The organism is Brevibacillus sp. HB1.1, assembly GCF_013332445.1.
GTDB classification, from domain to species: domain Bacteria; phylum Bacillota; class Bacilli; order Brevibacillales; family Brevibacillaceae; genus Brevibacillus; species Brevibacillus porteri.
Window position 1 is genome coordinate 24394 of sequence record NZ_JABMIV010000016.1, and the last position, 18306, is coordinate 42699.

The following is an 18306-nucleotide window of genomic DNA, read 5'->3' on the forward strand; positions in this document are numbered from 1 at the left end:
CCACTATAAATGGTGTAGCTATTGACTTGGTGAACAGCTTAGATAAAAGGGGGAGGCTTGTGTACCAGAAGTGGAGGGATCGATTATTTTCTACATTTTTATTGTTGATTCTAGGACCAACTATTCTTGTTTGCTTCCTTTTTTATGATCAGTCCACAGAGGCAGTGTTTGAACTATACAAGACGAACATGGATGCGAATATAGGGCTCGTCGATGAACGGCTTTTGTCCCTTTTTCAGTCTATCCAAAAGGATACCGATGAATTGGCGAATAGACTGGCCATGCGTATCACAGAGGAACCATCTTTTGACGAAGGAAAGAAGAATGGCTTTCGGCGTGAGTGGACATCGGAGGAACAAGTCCAAAATCTATTCGAGCGTTTCTCCCGCAACCAAAACGTGGTAGGAAATATTGTTTTTCTCGGTGAGGATGGAAGGGTTTTCTCATTACACGAAGATAAGAGCTGGAGTGCGGATAATCAATTTATGGAACGAGAGCAATGGGGAGCCGGAGAAAACAGGGTGGATTTTCTTACCAAAAGGGAGCAAGAGGAGCGCCCAAGATCATTTTTTCTCGAGAAGCGCCTGGAGAGTTCGAATCCAAAAGCTACGGGACTTTTATTGGTGGAAATCAATCTGGATAAACTGACTGACTGGATCCGTACCTATGTGGTTCCAAAAGAGTATGGCATGATGGTCCTTTCCCCCTCCCGAACCATTATGATTCACACCGATAAAGCTATGATTGGAAATCATGTTTCGGCGCTTCCTCATTATGAAATGGCACGCAGTCAGTGGGAACAATCCAATGAAAATGGCCTCTTTTCGTTGCTCATCCAAGGCAAGGACATTTACGTATACCGTCAAGTATCAGAAAAAAGCGGTGGTGCTTATTTTGAATGGTTGCCGAGAGAGGGGATAAACGAACGATTACAACGATTGAACCTCATCTTTTGTTTCACCCTTTTTATTGTTGTTTTATTTGCCTGTTATGTGGCTCATCGTTTATCAAAATGGATTGGTGAGCCGATCTATAGCTTGGTATCCGCCACGGACTCGATGTTGAAAGGTGATTTTTCCATACGCGTCCCGATACAGGGGATGAAAGAAATAACGTTACTGGAGAATAAGTTCAACACGATGGCAGAACAGATGCATGCATTAATTACTCGAGAGCGGGAGTATTCCCAACAGAGCTTGGATCAAATCGTTCGCAGCTTTTATTTAGCCGTAGAGATGAAGGACCCTTATACAGCAGGACATACAGAACGAGTTACGCACTATGCCCTTATCATTTACGATTATTTACAGCAACAGGAGCAGCTTGCCTTTTCACGAGATGATTTACGTTATGCTGGCTTAATGCATGATATCGGAAAAGTAGCCATTCCTGATCACGTCCTTTTAAAAACAGGAAAGCTATCACCTGACGAGTATGAATGCATGAAAACTCATTCCATCATCAGTGGAGAAATTGTGGAGCAGATAGAAAATCTGTCACATATCAGTTCAGGGGTAAGGCATCATCATGAGCGCTGGGATGGAAAAGGTTACCCTGATCAGCTCAAAGGGGGAGAAATTCCACTGATTGGCCGTATTCTGGCCGTAGCAGATACATTTGATGCCATGACTTCTACGCGTTCCTATCGCAAAGCCACGTCAGCAGAAGAGGCATACGAAGAAATTCTGCGATGTGAAGGAACTCAGTTCGACCCCTCCATTGTTTCGATTTTTAAGATGGCTTTTGAGGATGGAGCTATTCAGATTATACAATCGGCGGATTGTAAGGGAAGAGTTAGTAAGGATAGAGAGATTTCCTAGCACTGGATAGGTTTACTCCTTGCTATCGGTTACTAACTTTGGTATTCTAGTTCTACCGTGCTAGACGGGGAGGTTGCGGTGCCCTGTAACCTGCAATCCGCAATAGCAGGGTTGAATTCCTATCCTAGGTTTTCTTATGTGAGGCTGCCTTATGGCGGCGGTGTTGAGGAGCGGGTCCTGTGCAACGCGAACCCATGAACCTGGTCAGGTCCGGAAGGAAGCAGCCATAAGTGGATCATCGCGTGTGCCGCAGGGTAGCCTGCTCTGAGCTGCTACCATAAGTAACGCTCGGATAAGGATTATCGAAGATAGGTGCACGGTACTTATCACGCATGTACAGATAGCATGTTTCCGAAGGGAAGCATGCTATTTTTATTTTGCGATCCAATTATTTTTTGTTGGAAATTGACGATAACTAGCGAAACATTTCCGTGCTTTTCAAGTGGATAGAATGAAGGTTTTATGAGTATTTTCACGAATTTTCATAATAGGCGGAAAGGATTTGGTTTCTTTCCTTTCAAAATACGTCATAGGCCAGGAGGGACAAGCTATGAGTGCTCTTTCTTCGTTACATCTCGTTGGCTCGTCCGGTCGATTGCAGCGGTTCATGCATCAACTGCCTACTGCCGTTTTATTGGTGAATCAAGCGGGTAGTATCGTGGAGGTCAACGAACAACTGCTTCGTGTAACCGGATATTCACGCGATCAACTTATCAATCAGCCTATCAGCTCTCTTCTTCCCCATCGAGGTTCCATGGAGCACCTGTATGAGGAATATTTGCGAAAGGAAGAAGAAGTGGGAACCAAAGGCGAGGTCGAACTGGAATGGTGTGATAAACAGGGGGGATGCAGGAGCACATCTGTCATGATCATGGCACAGCAAGCAGAAGAACTTCTGTACATGATCCATTTTCCCCAACTCGCAAAAGAAAGCGACCAGCTTTTGTCGCAACGATTGCTGACCAAACTGACCTATGATACAAGCATGGGCTTGTTTATCCTCGACGAGAAATCGATCATTATCGAAGCCAGTCAGACGGCGTGCAAGCTACTGGGTATGGAGAGACTGGACGTCATCAATAAACACGTTGATCAAGTATTTAGCGGCATCCCCGAACCGCATCGGTTCATTAAAAAAGAACTGTTGGAAGGCGTAAAGCTGCAAAATGTCGCGACTTCCTGGACCAATGACAACCAACGCTATGAGCTGATTGTCGACGCAAATACGCTCCAAGACGAGTCAGGGAAAACAGTAGGGGCGTTTATTCTTTTCAAAGACATAACAAACCTTCGATCCTTCGCTCAAAAGCTCGAGCGGAATGAACGCTTGGCGATGATCGGGCAAATTGCTGCTGGTACAGCACACGAGATTCGCAATCCGCTTACCTCAATCAAAGGATTTCTGCAAATGTTCCTCAGGTTATTCGGTGACAGCGGCATGGACAGGGAGAAAACGTACACCGAAATCATGCTCACCGAAATCAATCGCATCAATTCTTTAGTCAGTGAATTCCTACTATTGAGCAAGCCGCGTAATATTCAATATTCTATGGTCGACTTAAATACTGTTTTTGAGGAAATTTTGCCGATCGTCGAGTCACAGGCGAATCTGTACGGAATTGATGTCCAGTTTGCCTCTCGGGGTAAGCTTCCGATGGTCGTCGGGGATACCGAGCTATTGAAGCAAGTGTTCATTAATATATGCAAAAATGGAATAGAAGCAATGGGAGAGCAAGGGTCGCTTCGGATTTCCCATCATTTCGATCAGGATGGCGACAAAGTGAGTATCGATATTCACGATACAGGTCCGGGCATCCCGCTTTACATTATTGATAAGATTTTTGATCCGTTTTTTACGACAAAAGAGGAAGGGACAGGGCTCGGATTGTCTGTCTGCCAAAAAATCATTCACGATATTGGCGGTCAAATCCGTGTCTCCTCCAAAGGGTTTGGGACGACCTTCCATATCATGCTACCGTATTAGGAGCAGAATGCGTCCCGCACAATTGTGAACGGGGCGTTTTTCTGTGAGACATGTCCGTTCACTTTGTACGAACGGTGGCAATCGTGTATACTGAATAGGATATAGAAGAGGACTGTGCAGATGGGGAGTGTCACACGAACATGGCTTATACCGCGCTATACCGCGTATACCGACCGCAGACTTTTCAAGACGTAGTCGGACAAGAGCATGTTACGACAACCTTGCGTAATGCTTTACGCGAAAATAGGCTGTCCCATGCCTATTTATTCAACGGTCCCCGAGGTACGGGAAAAACAAGTGCAGCCAAAATTATGGCGAAAGCAGTGAACTGCGAGCAGCCCATAGATGGCGAACCATGCAATCAATGCGATACGTGTAGAGCCATCTCCAACGGTTCTGTAACGGATGTGCTGGAAATCGACGCGGCATCCAACCGTGGTGTTGAAGAGATCCGCGACATTCGCGACAAAGTGAAATTTGCCCCGAGCGACGTCAGGTATAAAGTGTACATCATCGATGAGGTGCATATGCTGACGACAGAGGCATTTAACGCTTTGTTAAAAACCCTCGAAGAGCCGCCGTCCCACGTCATTTTTATTTTGGCGACAACAGAGCCGCACAAGCTGCCAGCGACGATTATCTCTCGTTGCCAGCGCTTTGATTTTCACCGAATTCCACTGAGAGTGATGGTCGATCTTTTGCAAAAGATTTGCCAATCACAAGGGGTGCAGGTGGAGGAGCAGGCCCTGCAGCTCGTAGCGAAGATGGCTGAAGGTGGAGCCCGTGATGCTCTTAGCTTGTTGGACCAAGCGATTAGCTATAGCAAGGACGAGGTTCGTGCTAGTGATATTATGCAGATTACGGGCACAGTTGCCCAATCTTACTTTTCTGTGCTTGCGCGACATATTGCCGAAAACGATGTTGCACAGGTCATGGAGCAATTTGATAAAGTCATGGTGCAAGGGAAGGACCCAGAGCAGTTCCTGCACGATTTCCTCTACTATTACCGCGATATGCTGTTATTGAAGACAGCGCCGCAGTTGGAAGAGATTGTCGAGCGGACCATGATTGATGATCAGTTTGCAGAGGTTGCAAAGCTGTACTCGTTTCCGGTGCTTTACGCAGCGATTGAGACCTGCAACCAGGCTTTGTCGCAATTAAAATGGTCGACCTATGCAAGGGTGTTGGTTGAACTGACCCTCGCCAAAATGTGTCAGCCTAATGCGAATGCGAATGCGACGGAATCTATGGGAGCCTCACCCGTTAACAGCGAGGAACTGACCGCGATGTCCAATCGCATCCGCGTTTTGGAAGAGCGTTTGGTTCAAGTGATGCAAGGTCAGGTGAGCATTCCCGGCCAACAAAAGGCCGAAGAAACGCGCAAGAACGAGCCAAGGCGCATAGCCGCGGCTTCTGGTGGTTCACGAACCCCGATGAATAGAGTCAGGGAAGTCGCGAAGGCCATGGATGAGAATTTGGCGAGACAGGTGCGCGGGCAGTGGAGTCAAATTTTGACTGAACTGAAAAAGATCAAGATCCAGTACCAGGCTTGGCTAGTCAATGGTCAACCAGTAGCTGCCGGCAATGATGCTGTTGTCGTAACCTTCAACAGTGCCATCCATTGCGATAAGACGATGGAGGCAGAGCTTCGGAGCGTGATCGAGCGCGTTATGTCTACGGTGCTGGGCAAGCCCCTGCAGCTCTTGTCTGTCATGGAGGAAGAGTGGCAAAGTGTAGACCAGCAGGTTGGTCAAAAAGACGCTTCTGATGAGCCGGAAGAGGACCCGTTTTTGGCGGAAGCCATCAAGCTCGTCGGAGAAGGTCTTGTTGAAGTCAAAGACTAAATCATACACTCATAACCATTTAGGGAGGATACCTCAATGAAAAACATGCAGCAAATGCAACAAATGATGAAGCAAGTGAAAAAAATGCAGGAAGATATGCAAAAAGCGCAAGAAGGCTTGAAAGAGAGAATCGTGGAAGGCTCTGCTGGTGGCGGTGCTATCACTGTGAAAATCGATGGACATAAGCAAATTAAAGACATCGTGATCAAGCCAGAAGTAGTAGACCCTGAAGATGTAGAAATGCTGCAAGACCTGGTGCTCACTGCTGTGAACGATGCACTGCGCAAAGCAGATGAAATGGTAGGTAAGGAAATGGGTAAATTTACCGGAGGCATGAACATCCCAGGCCTGTTCTAAAAATTGGGCAGGAAAAGAGGAGTAGGCGATGTTTTATCCAGAACCGGTCTCAAAGCTCATTGATGGTTTTATGAAATTGCCCGGCATTGGTCCAAAAACGGCTGGGCGGCTTGCCTTTTTTGTGCTCAATATGAAAGAGGACGACGTGCTTGATCTGGCAAAAGCATTGGTTAATGCCAAGCGTCAGCTTCATTACTGCTCGGTCTGCAACAATATTACCGATCTCGATCCATGCCATATTTGTCGGGACAAACGTCGTGACGGCTCAGTCATCTGTGTGGTGCAAGAGCCGCGAGACGTCGTAGCGATGGAGAAGACGAGAGAGTTTGAAGGGTATTATCACGTTTTGCACGGGGCGATTTCTCCTATGGATGGGATCGGTCCGGAGGATATTCGCATTCCCGACCTGTTGAAGCGCCTCGGTGACGAGCAGGTGAAGGAAGTCATTTTGGCGACCAATCCGAATATCGAAGGGGAAGCGACAGCGATGTACATTTCCCGGCTGATTAAACCTTTTGGCATTCGCGTGACGCGTATCGCGCACGGCTTGCCAGTCGGTGGAGATTTGGAGTACGCCGATGAAGTCACGCTGACCAAAGCATTGGAAGGCAGACGCGACCTGTAAGGAAATTGAAAAAGTCGAAACGAAAAGAAGACGGGGGCTGCCTGTCTTTTTTTCGTTTCGAGAGGAGGATGCAGTATGCCGGTTATTCGTATGGAGTTTTTGATAGATGCTCCGCGACAGGACTGCTTCGATGCTGCCAGAAGCATTGATTTGCATATGGAATCGACCGCCAGCACAAAGGAGAAAGCGATTGGGGGAGTAACGAGCGGACTGATAAACCTGGGGGAGACGGTTACCTGGGAAGCCATTCACTTCGGTATCAAGCAGAATTTGACGGTGAAAATCACAGAGATGGAGGAACCGCGCTATTTCGTGGATGAGATGGTTTCTGGCGCATTCAAACGGTTTCATCACACGCATGAGTTCATTCCGATAACGGAGAATCAGACGAGGATGATCGATATTTTTGACTACACATCTCCGCTGGGTATTTTGGGGAAGCTCGCGGATTGGTTGTTCTTGGAGGCGTATATGACGCGGTTTTTGCGGACGCGCAATGAATATCTCAAGCAAGTAGCAGAAGCACAGATAAAAGCTTTGCAATCCTGATAGAAATGCCGGACTTTTTTGAATGGACGAGACATACAGTGAAATAGGAGCGTGAGGAGATGCTGACAGGACCAGGACTGTCGCTTGCGAGTGGGATACGGCGACAAAAGTCCACTCCATGGGCGATCATGCTGTTTATTGGGTATTGGCTCATGTTTGCTGCGGAGCTATCCATGATACGTTTTCACAAGGGGGAAGACGGAAAGTGGGTCGCTACCACCATCGGGCAACCGGAGGTATGGCTAGGATTACTTGCATTTGCAGTGACGGTATTTAGCTTCATTGCGACCGTTGGTTTTATTGTGAGCTTGCTCCGAGAAAGACGGCAGAAGACGTCATGGCTATGGCAATATGACGAACTCACAGGGAATGATGTACTGCATATTGTTGCTTGGCTGCATGTGTTTCAAACAGGCGTACTACTGTTGTATGGGTTTTTACTGGAAGGTACCTTCTTTTCCACCGGTACGATCGGAGGGATATTGGAATCAGCTATTTTTCAACTGTTCCTGTTGATTTTGATTCCGCTGTGGTTTCGTGGAAGACTGGGGGAAATCGGCGTTCGCCGACCTGTACGACTAGGCCGGATGCTGTTGATGCTCGCTGCTCTGTTTCTTTTGATTGCACTGGTGCTGGATGCGGTGGTGACGAACCCAATTGCGGACTGGTTTGGACTGTCTCTGTCATCAGAGCGAGAGCAGCTGATCGAAAAAGAGATTGTGCAGGCGAAAGAAACGGATATTTTGGCGGCGCTCACCTCACTTCTGGTCATTGGCATATTGGTTCCGATTGCGGAAGAGATTTTGTTTCGCGGCGTGATTCAGACTTATCTGGTTCGGAGAATCGGGCCCATTATGGGTATCTTCCTGAGCAGTTTCTGGTTTGGGCTCCTTCATATGGATATCGCTCTGTTCGCTCCGCTTTTTGTCATTGGACTTCTACTCGGATTCGTTCGACATCGGTACCAATCAATTTGGGGAGCTGTTTTGTTGCATGCAGTGAACAATATGACAGGAGTACTTTACTACTTTCACTGAGGGGGAAGCTTGCAGGTGAGTAGGTGGAGAAAAAAAGCGCGGTTCGTGGTGGAATGGAATGAAGCGAGCTTGGATGTGGCAGTCAATCAGGCGCGAATGGACTGGCAGCATGCTCGCCATCTTGTGGAGATCAGTGAACCGGATGGCGGTTTGGATGATGTCATTTATTATTTGCATGTGACCGAAAAGCGGTATATGTATTTGCTCGCGCAAGCAAAGCGCGAGAGGAATCGCCAACAGGCATAGGAGGAAAAGCCGATGACTACAGGGTGGGTTATAGCACTGATTGTAGTTGGGATTTTGCTGGTGATTGCCGCCAGCAAATCTGTCACGGGCCCAATCAGGTGGATTGGATTTGGGATCATGCAAGTCGTAATTGGCGCACTATTGCTGTTTTTCACCAATCTGGTTGGAGAGTTGGCTAACTTCCACATCCCGATCAACCCGGTGACGGCTCTGCTCGTCGGACTTCTCCGCTTGCCTGGATTGGCGGCGTTGATTGTCATCAAGCTATGGGTTATGTAAAGGTGTATCGATTCGCTTATCCATCGGTAAGCAAAAAAGCAACGCCGCGATCCTCGTATTTCACCCGGCTACGACCTGGCTGACGAAAGGAAGCAAGGAGGGCGAGGAGGCGTGGCAGCGCAACGATCAACGTTCCGGTGATCAAGGTGAGCGCGTATCCTTTCGAAAGCCACACATAAGCCCCGGCTGCTATCGCCATACTTCCCACGATTACCGTGAGCTCACTGCCCCGATAGACAGATAGCGGGATGGGAAGTGGATAGCCTGCACCCCACCACGGAGAGACGAGCATATCGGCAGTTGTCTTTGGCTTATGGCCGCGTAGAAGGGCATACAGTCGAAATAAAACCAAATGACAGATCGGTATTACAGGTAGAATCGCTAACGTCACAATCAGCGTATAAGCGGGTACTTGTAGTATGAAAGAGTGCGAAATAAGGGACAAGCCTAGTAACAACAGTTGAAAAAGGTAGCCGACGAATCGCCAGCGAAAACGATGGAGTAGCTTGTAGCTATAGATCGTATGGGCGGCGGTTTCCTTCATGAGAAGTCACTTCCTTTTAAAGCGGTCTGGATGAATGAAAGTCTGCGTTTCCATTATCGCACAGTCGCAAATCTTGAGAAAGCTCATACAAGGAATGAAACAAGCCGTTTGTCTAGCATGACTGGACTGACGGCTTTTTGTTATGGGTAGGATAAAAGGAACGATATGGAAACTGATTCGGTAGGGTGTGATGAGGAGGGAAGGAAAGCGTGAGGCTATGGGTCATTTCAGAGGAGGTCGTAAACAGATTCGGCAATGAGTTCGGAGCGTGTGGGATTGAGTTGTCTGTTTACCAAACAGATTCCTCAGATGAAGTCGCTGATGGGTTTTTACTGACAAAAGAGACTGATGGCAAGCTTTTGCAGGAAAGGACGCAACAGCTGGGAACGGGGCCATGGCTCACACTTGTCTACGGAAGCGACGTGCCATACGACTGGGCGAATACTTTACATGCCCAATACGAGCACACCGGGGAGCATGAGGTCATTCGCATGGCGTTATTTACTCACGAGCGTGCTTTGCTTGGAGGGGAACCCAATGGGAGATGGATGCGGTTTCTCTGTAAACACCTCGCTCGCTACTCACTGGTATCGATGGTATGCGGGATGCGTGAGGTGGATGAAGTGCTTCGGCAATTACCGCGCTATTTGGCGTGGAAGGAGCAGTTCTACATCGAACTTGGTGCCAGTTGCGATGAGAAAGGAATTTCTCTGCTACAAGTTAGTCGCGCGCTCGGTATGGACAAACGAATCGGTCAGGGCTGGCTCTACCCTTCCCGTCAAGACTCTTCCTTCATCGTTCGATGGCTTGAAAAAGAATGCAGGCTCGTTCTACAAAAAGTGAATATACAGCGGATCGTACTTTGGGGAGAGGACTGGCTATGGGAGCATATGTCTTCTGACTGGTTGGCTGAAAAAGACGTTGCGGTGTACACCGGAGAGGACAAGCCAATTCCGAACAAAAGGATGATGGGTTGGACGCTATACGATTCGTGGCAGGATGCTGTAAAGGATGCGGATTTGCTCGTGATCGGAAATGCCGCGGGAACGACCATTGCAGAGCTGCCGTTACCCGAGCTGGTTGACGCGATGAGGCAGTCCTACGTCATTGATGCGGCAGCTTGCTTCCCTGTGCAGGAAGCCCAGTCCTACTTCCAAGCCTACCGAGCTATCGGCGAAAACACGAACGTTTGGGAATGATGCTGATTATAATAGGGTATAATGGTTGATATATTGAGGAAAAGGGCAGGCGTTTTCACTATGGAAAAAGTTGCTCAGCGATGTATCGTCTGTGAACAGGAGCAGAATGACGGAATCGCCATTTGTGAGCAGTTTATCTGTCAACGGTGCGAACAGGAAATGGTCAATACCGATGTACAGGATGAAAAGTATCCATTTTTTATTCATCAGATGAGACGCATTTGGTTGCGAAAAGATGCGTGAAGAAAGAAGGCATCGGTGCATTCCGGTGTCTTTTTTTTGCTGGCCTCATGCGTGTCCAAATCATGCTAAAATAGGGGAATAAAAATAAAGGACGTGAGTCGCGCGTGTTGGAGAGAGATGTTGAATTTCGGGAGCGACAAAAGCGTGCGCCCCTTTATGAACAGCTTGAACGGCACGCCAAGCATCGGCCGCATCCGTTTCATGTGCCAGGACATAAAATGGGCCACAGCTTTGACAACCATGCCAAAAATCGCTTTCAAGACATATTGGAGCTGGATGTAACGGAAATTAGCGGGACAGATGACCTGCATCAGCCACAAGGTGTCATTGCAGAAGCGCAGGATTTGGCGGCGCAAGCCTTCCATGCGGAACAGACCAAGTTTTTGATCGGGGGAAGTACAGTAGGAAATATCGCTCTCATCATGACGGTATGCAGACCGGGCGACAAGATTCTCGTACAACGCAATTGCCATAAGTCTGTATTCAACGGCATTATGATGGCAAGAGCAACCCCGATCTTTTTAGTACCTGCTGTCGATCTGGCAACAGGAGTCGCTGCGGGTGTAAGGCGCGAAGATGTAGAGCGTGCGTTGCTTACACACCCCGATGCCAAGGCAGTGTTTTTGACGAATCCTACCTACTATGGAATGGGTATCGATTTGGCGAAAATGGCGGCTACGGTTCATCGGTTTGATGTACCGCTCTTGATAGACGAAGCTCACGGTGCCCACTACGGGTTTCATCCTGCCTTTCCGCGTTCTGCTATGCAAGAAGGTGCGGATGCTTCGGTCCAATCGACACACAAAATGGGAACAGCGATGACGATGTCCTCGATGTTGCATATTCAGGGGGAGCGGATTGATCGTGAACGGTTGTTCCGTCATCTCGCTATGCTTCAGTCTTCCAGCCCGTCGTATGTGCTGATGGCTTCACTCGATTTAGCCAGACGTCATATGGCGCTTGCGGCGACCGAAGAGTGGAACAGGTTGTTGCCACTTTTGGACAAGTTTCGAGAGCGACTCGATCGACTGGACTGGCTGGATTGGCCGCGGTTGTCCACGAATAGCGTATACGCTACGCTTGACCCGTTGAAGCTATTTTTCCATTTGCGAACGGCCCAATTCAGTGGATTTGAGTTGCAGAAGTGGATGGAAAAGCACGGGATTTTCTCGGAGCTGGCGGATGACTCTCATGTACTCCTTGCAGCCTCGACAGGGACATCCTCCCGTGACTTGGACGCTTTGTGGAGACTTTTTGAATCGATGGCGCCACAAGTAAAACCAGGGGAGGAACGCGTTCTTTTGACGGGAGTTGTGTCTTCCCATTATTTGCGCGAGCAGGCATTGCCGATGCATGAAGCCGTTGACTGCCCAAGGGAGTCGATTCTTTTGGGGCAGGCTCTGGGACGCGTTGTGGCAGAGATGGTGATTCCATATCCGCCAGGGATTCCAGTGTTGGTGCCAGGCGAGCGGATCGATGAAGAAAGTCTGATCATGCTGAAGGAATTGGCGAGAGGACAAACGCGATTCCATGGCGTACAGGACGACCAGCTACAAACGATACAGGTTTTACGATAATCTAAGCAACTGGCCTGCTACAACAGGGGTGGAAGGAGTATGGAAGTGGCAACAGGAAAGAAAGGCCGATTTATTACGATAGAAGGCGGAGAAGGGGCCGGAAAATCCACCGTCATCGCCAAGCTGTACGAAGAGCTGAAGGCGCGTGGAGTCGATGTACTTTTGACTCGTGAGCCCGGTGGAATTGATATCGCCGAAAAAATCCGGGAAATTATTTTGAATCCGGCCCACACACAGATGGATGAAAGAACCGAGGCTCTCTTGTATGCGGCAGCCCGTGGCCAGCATTTAGCGGAAAAGGTGTTACCTGCTTTGGCAGAGGGCAAGCTGGTACTGTGCGACCGTTTTATCGACAGTAGTCTTGCCTATCAAGGACATGCGCGGGGATTGGGCATTGATGCTGTCTACCAGATTAACCGATTTGCTGTTGGTGATTGCATGCCGGAATTGACCTTGTTCTTTGATGTACAGCCTGAAATCGGATTGGCGCGGATTAATGCCTCCCGTGGACGCGAAGTGAATCGTCTCGATCTGGAAGGGATGCGTTTCCATGAGCTTGTTCGGGAAGGGTATCAGCTGGTTATGGAACGCGACCCAGAACGTTTTGTCGTGATTGATGCCGAGCAGCCGATGGAACATGTATATCAATCTGCCCTACAGGCACTGCTAGACAGGTTATAAATGGTTGTTCAAAAAGTCGTCTTTTGATCAAGCTGTAAGGTTCCCTGTACCGCAGGATGATGTACATGCTGTATAATATGTTTAAGCGAAATAACGTACCAAGCCTACGTGTTTTTCATACAATGAAGAAGTCAAATTGGGAATGGATCATGGGAGAAAGGGTGATAGCCGATGAAAATGGTAGTTGCGGTCGTCCAAGATAAAGACAGTGGTCGTCTGTCTCAACAATTGGTGAAAAAAGGTTTTCGTGCTACGAAGCTGGCTAGTACGGGTAGCTTTTTACGCGCCGGTAACACAACTTTTTTGATCGGTACGTCTGACGAAAGCGTGCCGGAAGTAATCGACATCATTGCGCATAATTGCAAATCCCGCAAACAAATGGTCACTCCCGTCTCTCCACTCAGTAATGCTGTAGACTCGTTCATGCCATATCCGCTGGAAGTACAGGTGGGTGGTGCGGCAGTATTCGTATTGGATGTCGGAGAGTTCCACTCATTTTAGTGGTTCCTTCTCTCTTTTTTTGCAACTTTCGTATATACTTGATCTCACGGGGATAAACCCTGTATTGGATCGGGCGACGGAGGTGGCGATATGAAAATCAGTGATGGGTTACGGCCTAAACTGGACTTGATTAAAACGACGGATTCACGTAAGAATCCTCAACTGGAAAAGCTGAATTTTGGCACGATGATTCAAGGAGAAGACGAACGTATGTCTCAGGAGAAGCTTACCCGGCTACTGACAGACATAGACAGGCAGGGACAGATTCTTGCTCGTTCCCGCGCCGTTCGTGACTTCTATGCTTATAAAAATCTCGTCAAGCAGTTCATGGAAGAGGCTGTGAAGTTTGGCATTGCCTTGGACGATAGACGAGGAATGAATCGGCGTGGCCGTAGCAGGCTGTACAAAATCGTCAAAGAGGTGGATGCAGAGCTGCTCAAACTGACAGATGAGCTCTTGAGCGAGCAGGCACCAACGATTGATTTGTTAGCCAGGATTGGCGAAATCCGCGGCATGTTGATCAATTTGTATTTTTAGTGGGTGTGAAACCATCATGACATGGACCCGATTTTCTCAGCAGCCACGAGCACAGGAACTGCTGTATCATAGTTTGCGCAACGAACGACTGGCACACGCCTACTTGCTGGCGGGTCCCAAAGGTTCAGGTAAAAAGCAGATGGCCCTGCATCTGGCGAAGTCCCTTTTTTGTTCGGAAAGGGAGGCAGACGCCTGCGGGGCCTGTGTTACATGCAGGCGCATAGAGGGTGGCAATCACCCGGATGTGTTGTTTATTACGCCTGATGGGGCTTCGATTAAAATCGACCAGATCCGTTCATTGCAAAAAGAAATGGCGATGCGCGCTGTCGAGTCGTCACGCAAGGTATATATCATTGAGCACGTCGATAAAATGACGACACAGGCTGCCAACAGTCTGCTCAAGTTTCTGGAGGAACCGCCCGCCGGTGTACTGGCACTACTTTTGACAGAGCACAGCCATGCGATTCTTCCTACGATTTTATCTCGATGCCAAATCGTTCAATTTTCACCACTTTCTGCAGAATTGATTGCGGAAAAGTTGCGTGCAGAGGGCGTTTTAGCGGGAATGGCGCAGGTTGCTTCCCACATTACGACAAATGTGGAAGAAGCCATGACACTCAGCCAATCAGAATCGTTTGCACAGCTAAGAAATCTAGTGATACAATTGGTGCAGGAGTGCAAACAGCGCAATTCATCTGCACTCTTAACGATCCATGATATGTTGCAAAAGAGCGACAAAAGTAAAGAGGAACTACCCCTCTTTTTAGATTTGCTCATCCTTTGGCTGCGCGATATCCTGTATTTGCAAGTAGGCAGGCATGCCCATCTCATTAACAGCGACCAACAGGATGTGCTGCAAGGACAAGCACTGGTATGGACAAAAGCTGAGCTCTTGCGTGGGATAGATTTGGTCATGGAGACGAAAAATCGGATAGAGCGAAATGCCAACACACAGTTGGCTCTTGAGCGGTTGGTTCTTCAATTCCAGGAGGGATAACCCTTGTACGAGGTTGTTGGGGTCCGCTTTAAAAAAGCGGGCAAAATATATTACTTCGACCCTGACCGACTGCCGATTGAGCAAGATTGCACCGTCATCGTTGAAACGGCGCGAGGGGTCGAGTTTGGTAAGGTCGTCATTGGCAAAAAAGAAGTAGCTGAGTCTGATGTCGTATTGCCGCTGAAAAAGGTCATTCGGATGGCAGACGAGCGAGATGCAAAACAGGTGGATGAAAACAAGCAAGCCGCCAAGAATGCTTTTGCTGTATGTCAGACGAAGATCAAAGAGCACAAGCTCGATATGAAGCTGGTCGATGTGGAATACACGTTTGACCGCAACAAGATTATCTTTTATTTTACCGCTGACGGCAGGGTTGATTTCCGTGAGCTGGTAAAAGACCTCGCCTCCGTATTCCGTACCCGAATTGAGCTTCGCCAGATCGGTGTGCGTGACGAAGCCAAAATGCTTGGCGGGATCGGGCCTTGTGGCAGGTTGCTTTGCTGTTCGACGTTCCTCGGCGATTTCGAGCCTGTCTCGATCAAAATGGCCAAGGACCAAAATCTTTCGTTGAATCCAGCCAAAATCTCTGGTCTATGCGGCCGGTTGATGTGCTGTTTAAAATACGAGAACGACAACTATGAAAGCTCGAAGGATGAGATGCCGGACATTGGCAAAATGGTCACCACCCCGATGGGAAATGGACGAGTCGTTTCCGTAAACGTACTTGATCAATCTGTCCAAGTAGAGCTTTCAATCGACAAGCGTGTCACCGAATTTGGATTGGATGAGATTGCGATAGGTCTCCCCACCTTTGAATAAAGCGTGGGGGTAGGGGAGAGGTGAGCTAGTGGACAAACGGGAAATCTTCGTCAAGATGGCGAGCATTGAAGAACGTATTGGTGACCTTTATAAAGAAATTGGTGAACTGAAAGACGTCATCGTTGTTTTGATGGAGGAAAACGCCCAATTACTCGTTGAAAACCAGCACCTTCGCAACCGACTAGACAGGAAAAAGACCGGCGCCCAAGCAAAACAAAAGGGAACAAGCCCTGTCGCGAAGGAAAAAGCCAAAAAGGCAGTGGTCGGAGAAGGATATGACAACCTCGCCCGTTTGTACGCGGAAGGATTTCATATTTGCAATGTGCATTTCGGCAGCCTGCGAAAAGAAGGGGATTGCCTGTTCTGTCTCTCATTCCTGAGCGGCGGCCCTCAAAAATAAGCGGTGAGTAACCAGCACCACATGAAAAAGCGACCTGGGCCACGTGTCAGGTCGCTTTTTTCCGGATAGGAATAATAAGACAAGAACAAAAGGGAGTACGAGCCGTAGATGGAACCTGTCACCAACGTGCCGCTTTACGAAACAGAGCGCATCGATGATTTATTGACACATGAAATGAAAATAATCCAGAGCCACGAAGTGTTTTGCTTTTCGATGGACGCGGTTCTTTTAGCGCGATTCGCATCGGTGCCAAAGCGCGGAAAAGTATTGGATATGTGCACGGGCAATGGGGCGATACCACTCATTATGACCACGCGTACGCCAGAAGCCAGTTTTGATGGAATCGAAATTCAAGAGCGTTTGTTCAGCATGGCAAGCCGCAATGTGACGTTGAATGGTTTGAACGAACGAATTACGATGCATCATGGCGATGTGAAGGATGCGGTGTCGTTGTTCGGGCACGGGAACTTCGATTTGATCACGTGCAATCCGCCGTATATGCCTGCGACGAGCGGGGAGAAAAACATCAGCGAGCACTTTGCGATCGCCCGGCATGAGATTATGCTGTCCTTGGAGGATGTCATTCGCGTGGGGAGTCAGTTGCTAAAAAACGGTGGAAAGCTGGCGCTCGTGCATCGATCCACACGTTTGATCGACATCATTTCGCTTATGCGCCAATACGGCATCGAGCCGAAACGGATGCGTCTGGTTTACCCGCGCAAGGAAGCAGAGCCGAATATGGTTCTGATCGAGGGAATAAGGGGTGGAAAGCCGGAGCTGAGAATTCAGCCGCCGCTGATTGTGTATGAAAATGGAGAGCAATACTGTGAAGAACTACAGGAAATCTATTATGGCAGACGAGATTCCCTCGAGTAAGAGTCACTATGTCTACATCCTGTCTTGTGCGGATGGGACACTCTACACTGGATATACGACAGAGCTGATCCGCCGCTTGACTGCTCATAATGAAGGAAAAGGTGCCAAGTATACGAGAGGCCGCGGGCCAGTGAAGCTGCTCTATTGGGAAGAAGGAGCAGACCGTTCCTGGGGTCTCAAGCGTGAAGAGAGCATCAAACGATTAACGCGCAAGAAAAAAGAAGAATTGATTGGAGGGGCTTCCGAATGAATGTGCAACGCAGTTTTGCGTCAGAAGAAGCAGGAGTCCTTTATTTGGTGGCTACACCTATCGGCAATCTCGATGATATCACGGTGCGGTGTCTAAATACGTTGCGTGAAGTCGATGTCATCGCGTGTGAAGATACGCGCCAGACAAGAAAGCTGCTGAATCATTTTCAAATCGAAAAACGTACGGTCAGCTATCACGAGCATAATAAGGAAGCAAGTGGAAATGGGCTGTTGCAGTGGCTTGCCGAGGGCAAGAAGATTGCCTTGGTAAGCGACGCTGGCTTGCCGGCTATTTCCGACCCGGGTGCGGAGCTGGTACGAGATGCGACCGCAGCGGGATTTCCTGTTATCCCCGTTCCAGGTGCCAATGCGGCGTTGACAGCTTTGATTGCTTCCGGTCTTCCTACTGATCGCTTCGTATTTTGCGGATTTATAGGCCGCGAAAACAAAGAAAGACGCGAAGAGCTGGAACGATTGAAGCGATATCCAGAAACGCTCATTTTTTATGAAGCTCCCCATCGAGTGGAAAAGACGCTTGCTGCCATGCAGGAGGCGTGGGGGAATCGGAGAGCTGTCCTGGCAAGAGAACTGACAAAGCGCTACGAGGAATTTGTGCGTGGGACGTTGGACGAGCTGCTGGAATGGCTCAGAAGCGGCGAGGTGCGCGGTGAGTTTTGTGTCATTGTCGAAGGGAACACCGGCCCACTGGAAGCGGAAGTCGATGATACATGGTGGCAATCGCTGAGTATCGTGGAGCACGTGGATCATTACTGCGCACAAGGTATGGGGAAAAAGGAAGCCATCAAGCAAGCAGCCGATGATCGAAACGTATCCAAACGAGATGTTTACAACGAATATCATCGTGAATAGAAGGCAATGAGTGAGCAAAGCTGGCCGATACGGTCGGCTTTTTTTCTTTTCGTCATGTCGACGGTGTACGTG

At 48.6% G+C, this 18306-nt stretch carries 22 protein-coding genes and 1 other RNA gene; 22 read left to right on the plus strand and 1 reads right to left on the minus strand.

The features are described 5' to 3' along the window. The first annotated feature begins 59 nt into the window (after positions 1–59). The 10 genes from HPY27_RS27445 (at position 60) to HPY27_RS27490 (ending at position 8741) form a co-directional block, all read left to right on the plus strand. Positions 60–1820, plus strand: a complete 1761-nt coding sequence (locus tag HPY27_RS27445) for an HD domain-containing phosphohydrolase (protein ID WP_174226443.1) — start codon at positions 60–62, stop codon at positions 1818–1820. A 55-nt stretch (positions 1821–1875) separates the two neighbouring features. After that, positions 1876–2140, plus strand: an RNA gene (ffs, locus tag HPY27_RS27450) — signal recognition particle sRNA large type. Positions 2141–2370: 230 nt separating this feature from the next. Then, entirely contained in the window at positions 2371–3804 is a 1434-nt protein-coding gene (locus HPY27_RS27455; protein ID WP_017246913.1) for a PAS domain-containing sensor histidine kinase, read from the plus strand. Between the two features lie 140 nt (positions 3805–3944). Next, complete coding sequence (dnaX, locus tag HPY27_RS27460) at positions 3945–5648, plus strand: DNA polymerase III subunit gamma/tau (RefSeq protein WP_017246914.1); 1704 nt, start codon at positions 3945–3947, stop codon at positions 5646–5648. A gap of 45 nt (positions 5649–5693) precedes the next feature. Next, positions 5694–6005: a YbaB/EbfC family nucleoid-associated protein gene (locus tag HPY27_RS27465; RefSeq protein ID WP_026042919.1), complete on the plus strand. Its 312-nt coding sequence runs from the start codon at positions 5694–5696 to the stop codon at positions 6003–6005. 28 nt (positions 6006–6033) lie between these two features. Continuing rightward, a complete protein-coding gene (recR, locus tag HPY27_RS27470; RefSeq protein WP_017246916.1) occupies positions 6034–6630 on the plus strand; it encodes a recombination mediator RecR in 597 nt (198 codons plus the stop codon). A 75-nt stretch (positions 6631–6705) separates the two neighbouring features. Continuing rightward, a complete protein-coding gene (locus HPY27_RS27475; protein ID WP_106836613.1) occupies positions 6706–7179 on the plus strand; it encodes an SRPBCC family protein in 474 nt (157 codons plus the stop codon). A gap of 59 nt (positions 7180–7238) precedes the next feature. Then, a complete protein-coding gene (locus tag HPY27_RS27480) occupies positions 7239–8216 on the plus strand; it encodes a CPBP family intramembrane glutamic endopeptidase (RefSeq protein ID WP_069852540.1) in 978 nt (325 codons plus the stop codon). Positions 8217–8231: 15 nt separating this feature from the next. Further along, complete coding sequence (locus HPY27_RS27485) at positions 8232–8462, plus strand: DUF2508 family protein (RefSeq protein ID WP_012683849.1); 231 nt, start codon at positions 8232–8234, stop codon at positions 8460–8462. 12 nt (positions 8463–8474) lie between these two features. After that, a complete protein-coding gene (locus HPY27_RS27490; RefSeq protein WP_007719887.1) occupies positions 8475–8741 on the plus strand; it encodes a pro-sigmaK processing inhibitor BofA family protein in 267 nt (88 codons plus the stop codon). A gap of 16 nt (positions 8742–8757) precedes the next feature. Here the strand turns inward: HPY27_RS27490 and HPY27_RS27495 are convergent, their stop codons facing one another. Beyond that, the gene (locus HPY27_RS27495; RefSeq protein ID WP_174226444.1) at positions 8758–9285 is read right to left on the minus strand and encodes a hypothetical protein; all 528 of its coding nucleotides are present in this window, start codon (positions 9283–9285) and stop codon (positions 8758–8760) included. A gap of 209 nt (positions 9286–9494) precedes the next feature. On the opposite strand from HPY27_RS27495, the gene HPY27_RS27500 reads away from it, so the two are divergent. The 12 genes from HPY27_RS27500 to rsmI all read left to right on the plus strand — a co-directional run bounded on the left by HPY27_RS27500 (position 9495) and on the right by rsmI (position 18234). Beyond that, the gene (locus tag HPY27_RS27500; RefSeq protein ID WP_174226445.1) at positions 9495–10484 is read left to right on the plus strand and encodes a hypothetical protein; all 990 of its coding nucleotides are present in this window, start codon (positions 9495–9497) and stop codon (positions 10482–10484) included. A gap of 60 nt (positions 10485–10544) precedes the next feature. Then, complete coding sequence (locus HPY27_RS27505; RefSeq protein ID WP_007719893.1) at positions 10545–10727, plus strand: sigma factor G inhibitor Gin; 183 nt, start codon at positions 10545–10547, stop codon at positions 10725–10727. Between the two features lie 104 nt (positions 10728–10831). Further along, positions 10832–12304, plus strand: coding sequence for an aminotransferase class I/II-fold pyridoxal phosphate-dependent enzyme (locus tag HPY27_RS27510; protein ID WP_174226446.1), 1473 nt, complete (start codon positions 10832–10834; stop codon positions 12302–12304). A 39-nt stretch (positions 12305–12343) separates the two neighbouring features. After that, complete coding sequence (tmk, locus tag HPY27_RS27515; protein WP_017246923.1) at positions 12344–12985, plus strand: dTMP kinase; 642 nt, start codon at positions 12344–12346, stop codon at positions 12983–12985. Positions 12986–13156: 171 nt separating this feature from the next. After that, entirely contained in the window at positions 13157–13486 is a 330-nt protein-coding gene (locus HPY27_RS27520) for a cyclic-di-AMP receptor (RefSeq protein WP_007719896.1), read from the plus strand. Between the two features lie 90 nt (positions 13487–13576). Next, complete coding sequence (locus HPY27_RS27525; protein ID WP_007719898.1) at positions 13577–14023, plus strand: YaaR family protein; 447 nt, start codon at positions 13577–13579, stop codon at positions 14021–14023. 16 nt (positions 14024–14039) lie between these two features. Then, on the plus strand, positions 14040–15020 hold the full coding sequence (gene holB, locus HPY27_RS27530) for a DNA polymerase III subunit delta' (RefSeq protein ID WP_017246924.1): 981 nt from the start codon (positions 14040–14042) through the stop codon (positions 15018–15020). A 3-nt stretch (positions 15021–15023) separates the two neighbouring features. After that, positions 15024–15839 carry a PSP1 domain-containing protein gene (locus HPY27_RS27535; RefSeq protein WP_017246925.1) on the plus strand — a complete coding sequence of 272 codons (816 nt, stop codon included), beginning with the start codon at positions 15024–15026 and terminating at the stop codon, positions 15837–15839. Between the two features lie 28 nt (positions 15840–15867). After that, positions 15868–16239 carry a DNA replication initiation control protein YabA gene (gene yabA / locus HPY27_RS27540; RefSeq protein WP_017246926.1) on the plus strand — a complete coding sequence of 124 codons (372 nt, stop codon included), beginning with the start codon at positions 15868–15870 and terminating at the stop codon, positions 16237–16239. Positions 16240–16347: 108 nt separating this feature from the next. Continuing rightward, complete coding sequence (locus tag HPY27_RS27545; protein ID WP_017246927.1) at positions 16348–17115, plus strand: tRNA1(Val) (adenine(37)-N6)-methyltransferase; 768 nt, start codon at positions 16348–16350, stop codon at positions 17113–17115. Next, positions 17090–17365 (plus strand): GIY-YIG nuclease family protein, encoded by a 276-nt coding sequence (locus HPY27_RS27550; RefSeq protein ID WP_017246928.1) that lies wholly within the window; start codon positions 17090–17092, stop codon positions 17363–17365. Before HPY27_RS27545 ends, HPY27_RS27550 begins: the two co-directional genes overlap by 26 nt. Next, positions 17362–18234: a 16S rRNA (cytidine(1402)-2'-O)-methyltransferase gene (rsmI, locus tag HPY27_RS27555; RefSeq protein ID WP_174226447.1), complete on the plus strand. Its 873-nt coding sequence runs from the start codon at positions 17362–17364 to the stop codon at positions 18232–18234. Before HPY27_RS27550 ends, rsmI begins: the two co-directional genes overlap by 4 nt. Positions 18235–18306 lie beyond the last annotated feature (72 nt).

Coding starts and splice junctions, on each gene's coding strand:
- HPY27_RS27465 (WP_026042919.1), top strand. CDS start 5,694: ATGCAGCAAATGCAACAAATGATGAAGCAAGTGAAAAAAATGCAGGAA.
- HPY27_RS27505 (WP_007719893.1), top strand. CDS start 10,545: ATGGAAAAAGTTGCTCAGCGATGTATCGTCTGTGAACAGGAGCAGAAT.
- HPY27_RS27490 (WP_007719887.1), top strand. CDS start 8,475: ATGACTACAGGGTGGGTTATAGCACTGATTGTAGTTGGGATTTTGCTG.
- HPY27_RS27455 (WP_017246913.1), top strand. CDS start 2,371: ATGAGTGCTCTTTCTTCGTTACATCTCGTTGGCTCGTCCGGTCGATTG.
- HPY27_RS27520 (WP_007719896.1), top strand. CDS start 13,157: ATGAAAATGGTAGTTGCGGTCGTCCAAGATAAAGACAGTGGTCGTCTG.
- recR (WP_017246916.1), top strand. CDS start 6,034: ATGTTTTATCCAGAACCGGTCTCAAAGCTCATTGATGGTTTTATGAAA.
- HPY27_RS27495 (WP_174226444.1), bottom strand. CDS start 9,285: ATGAAGGAAACCGCCGCCCATACGATCTATAGCTACAAGCTACTCCAT.
- dnaX (WP_017246914.1), top strand. CDS start 3,945: ATGGCTTATACCGCGCTATACCGCGTATACCGACCGCAGACTTTTCAA.
- HPY27_RS27525 (WP_007719898.1), top strand. CDS start 13,577: ATGAAAATCAGTGATGGGTTACGGCCTAAACTGGACTTGATTAAAACG.
- rsmI (WP_174226447.1), top strand. CDS start 17,362: ATGAATGTGCAACGCAGTTTTGCGTCAGAAGAAGCAGGAGTCCTTTAT.
- holB (WP_017246924.1), top strand. CDS start 14,040: ATGACATGGACCCGATTTTCTCAGCAGCCACGAGCACAGGAACTGCTG.
- tmk (WP_017246923.1), top strand. CDS start 12,344: ATGGAAGTGGCAACAGGAAAGAAAGGCCGATTTATTACGATAGAAGGC.
- HPY27_RS27480 (WP_069852540.1), top strand. CDS start 7,239: ATGCTGACAGGACCAGGACTGTCGCTTGCGAGTGGGATACGGCGACAA.
- HPY27_RS27550 (WP_017246928.1), top strand. CDS start 17,090: ATGGCAGACGAGATTCCCTCGAGTAAGAGTCACTATGTCTACATCCTG.
- HPY27_RS27545 (WP_017246927.1), top strand. CDS start 16,348: ATGGAACCTGTCACCAACGTGCCGCTTTACGAAACAGAGCGCATCGAT.
- HPY27_RS27475 (WP_106836613.1), top strand. CDS start 6,706: ATGCCGGTTATTCGTATGGAGTTTTTGATAGATGCTCCGCGACAGGAC.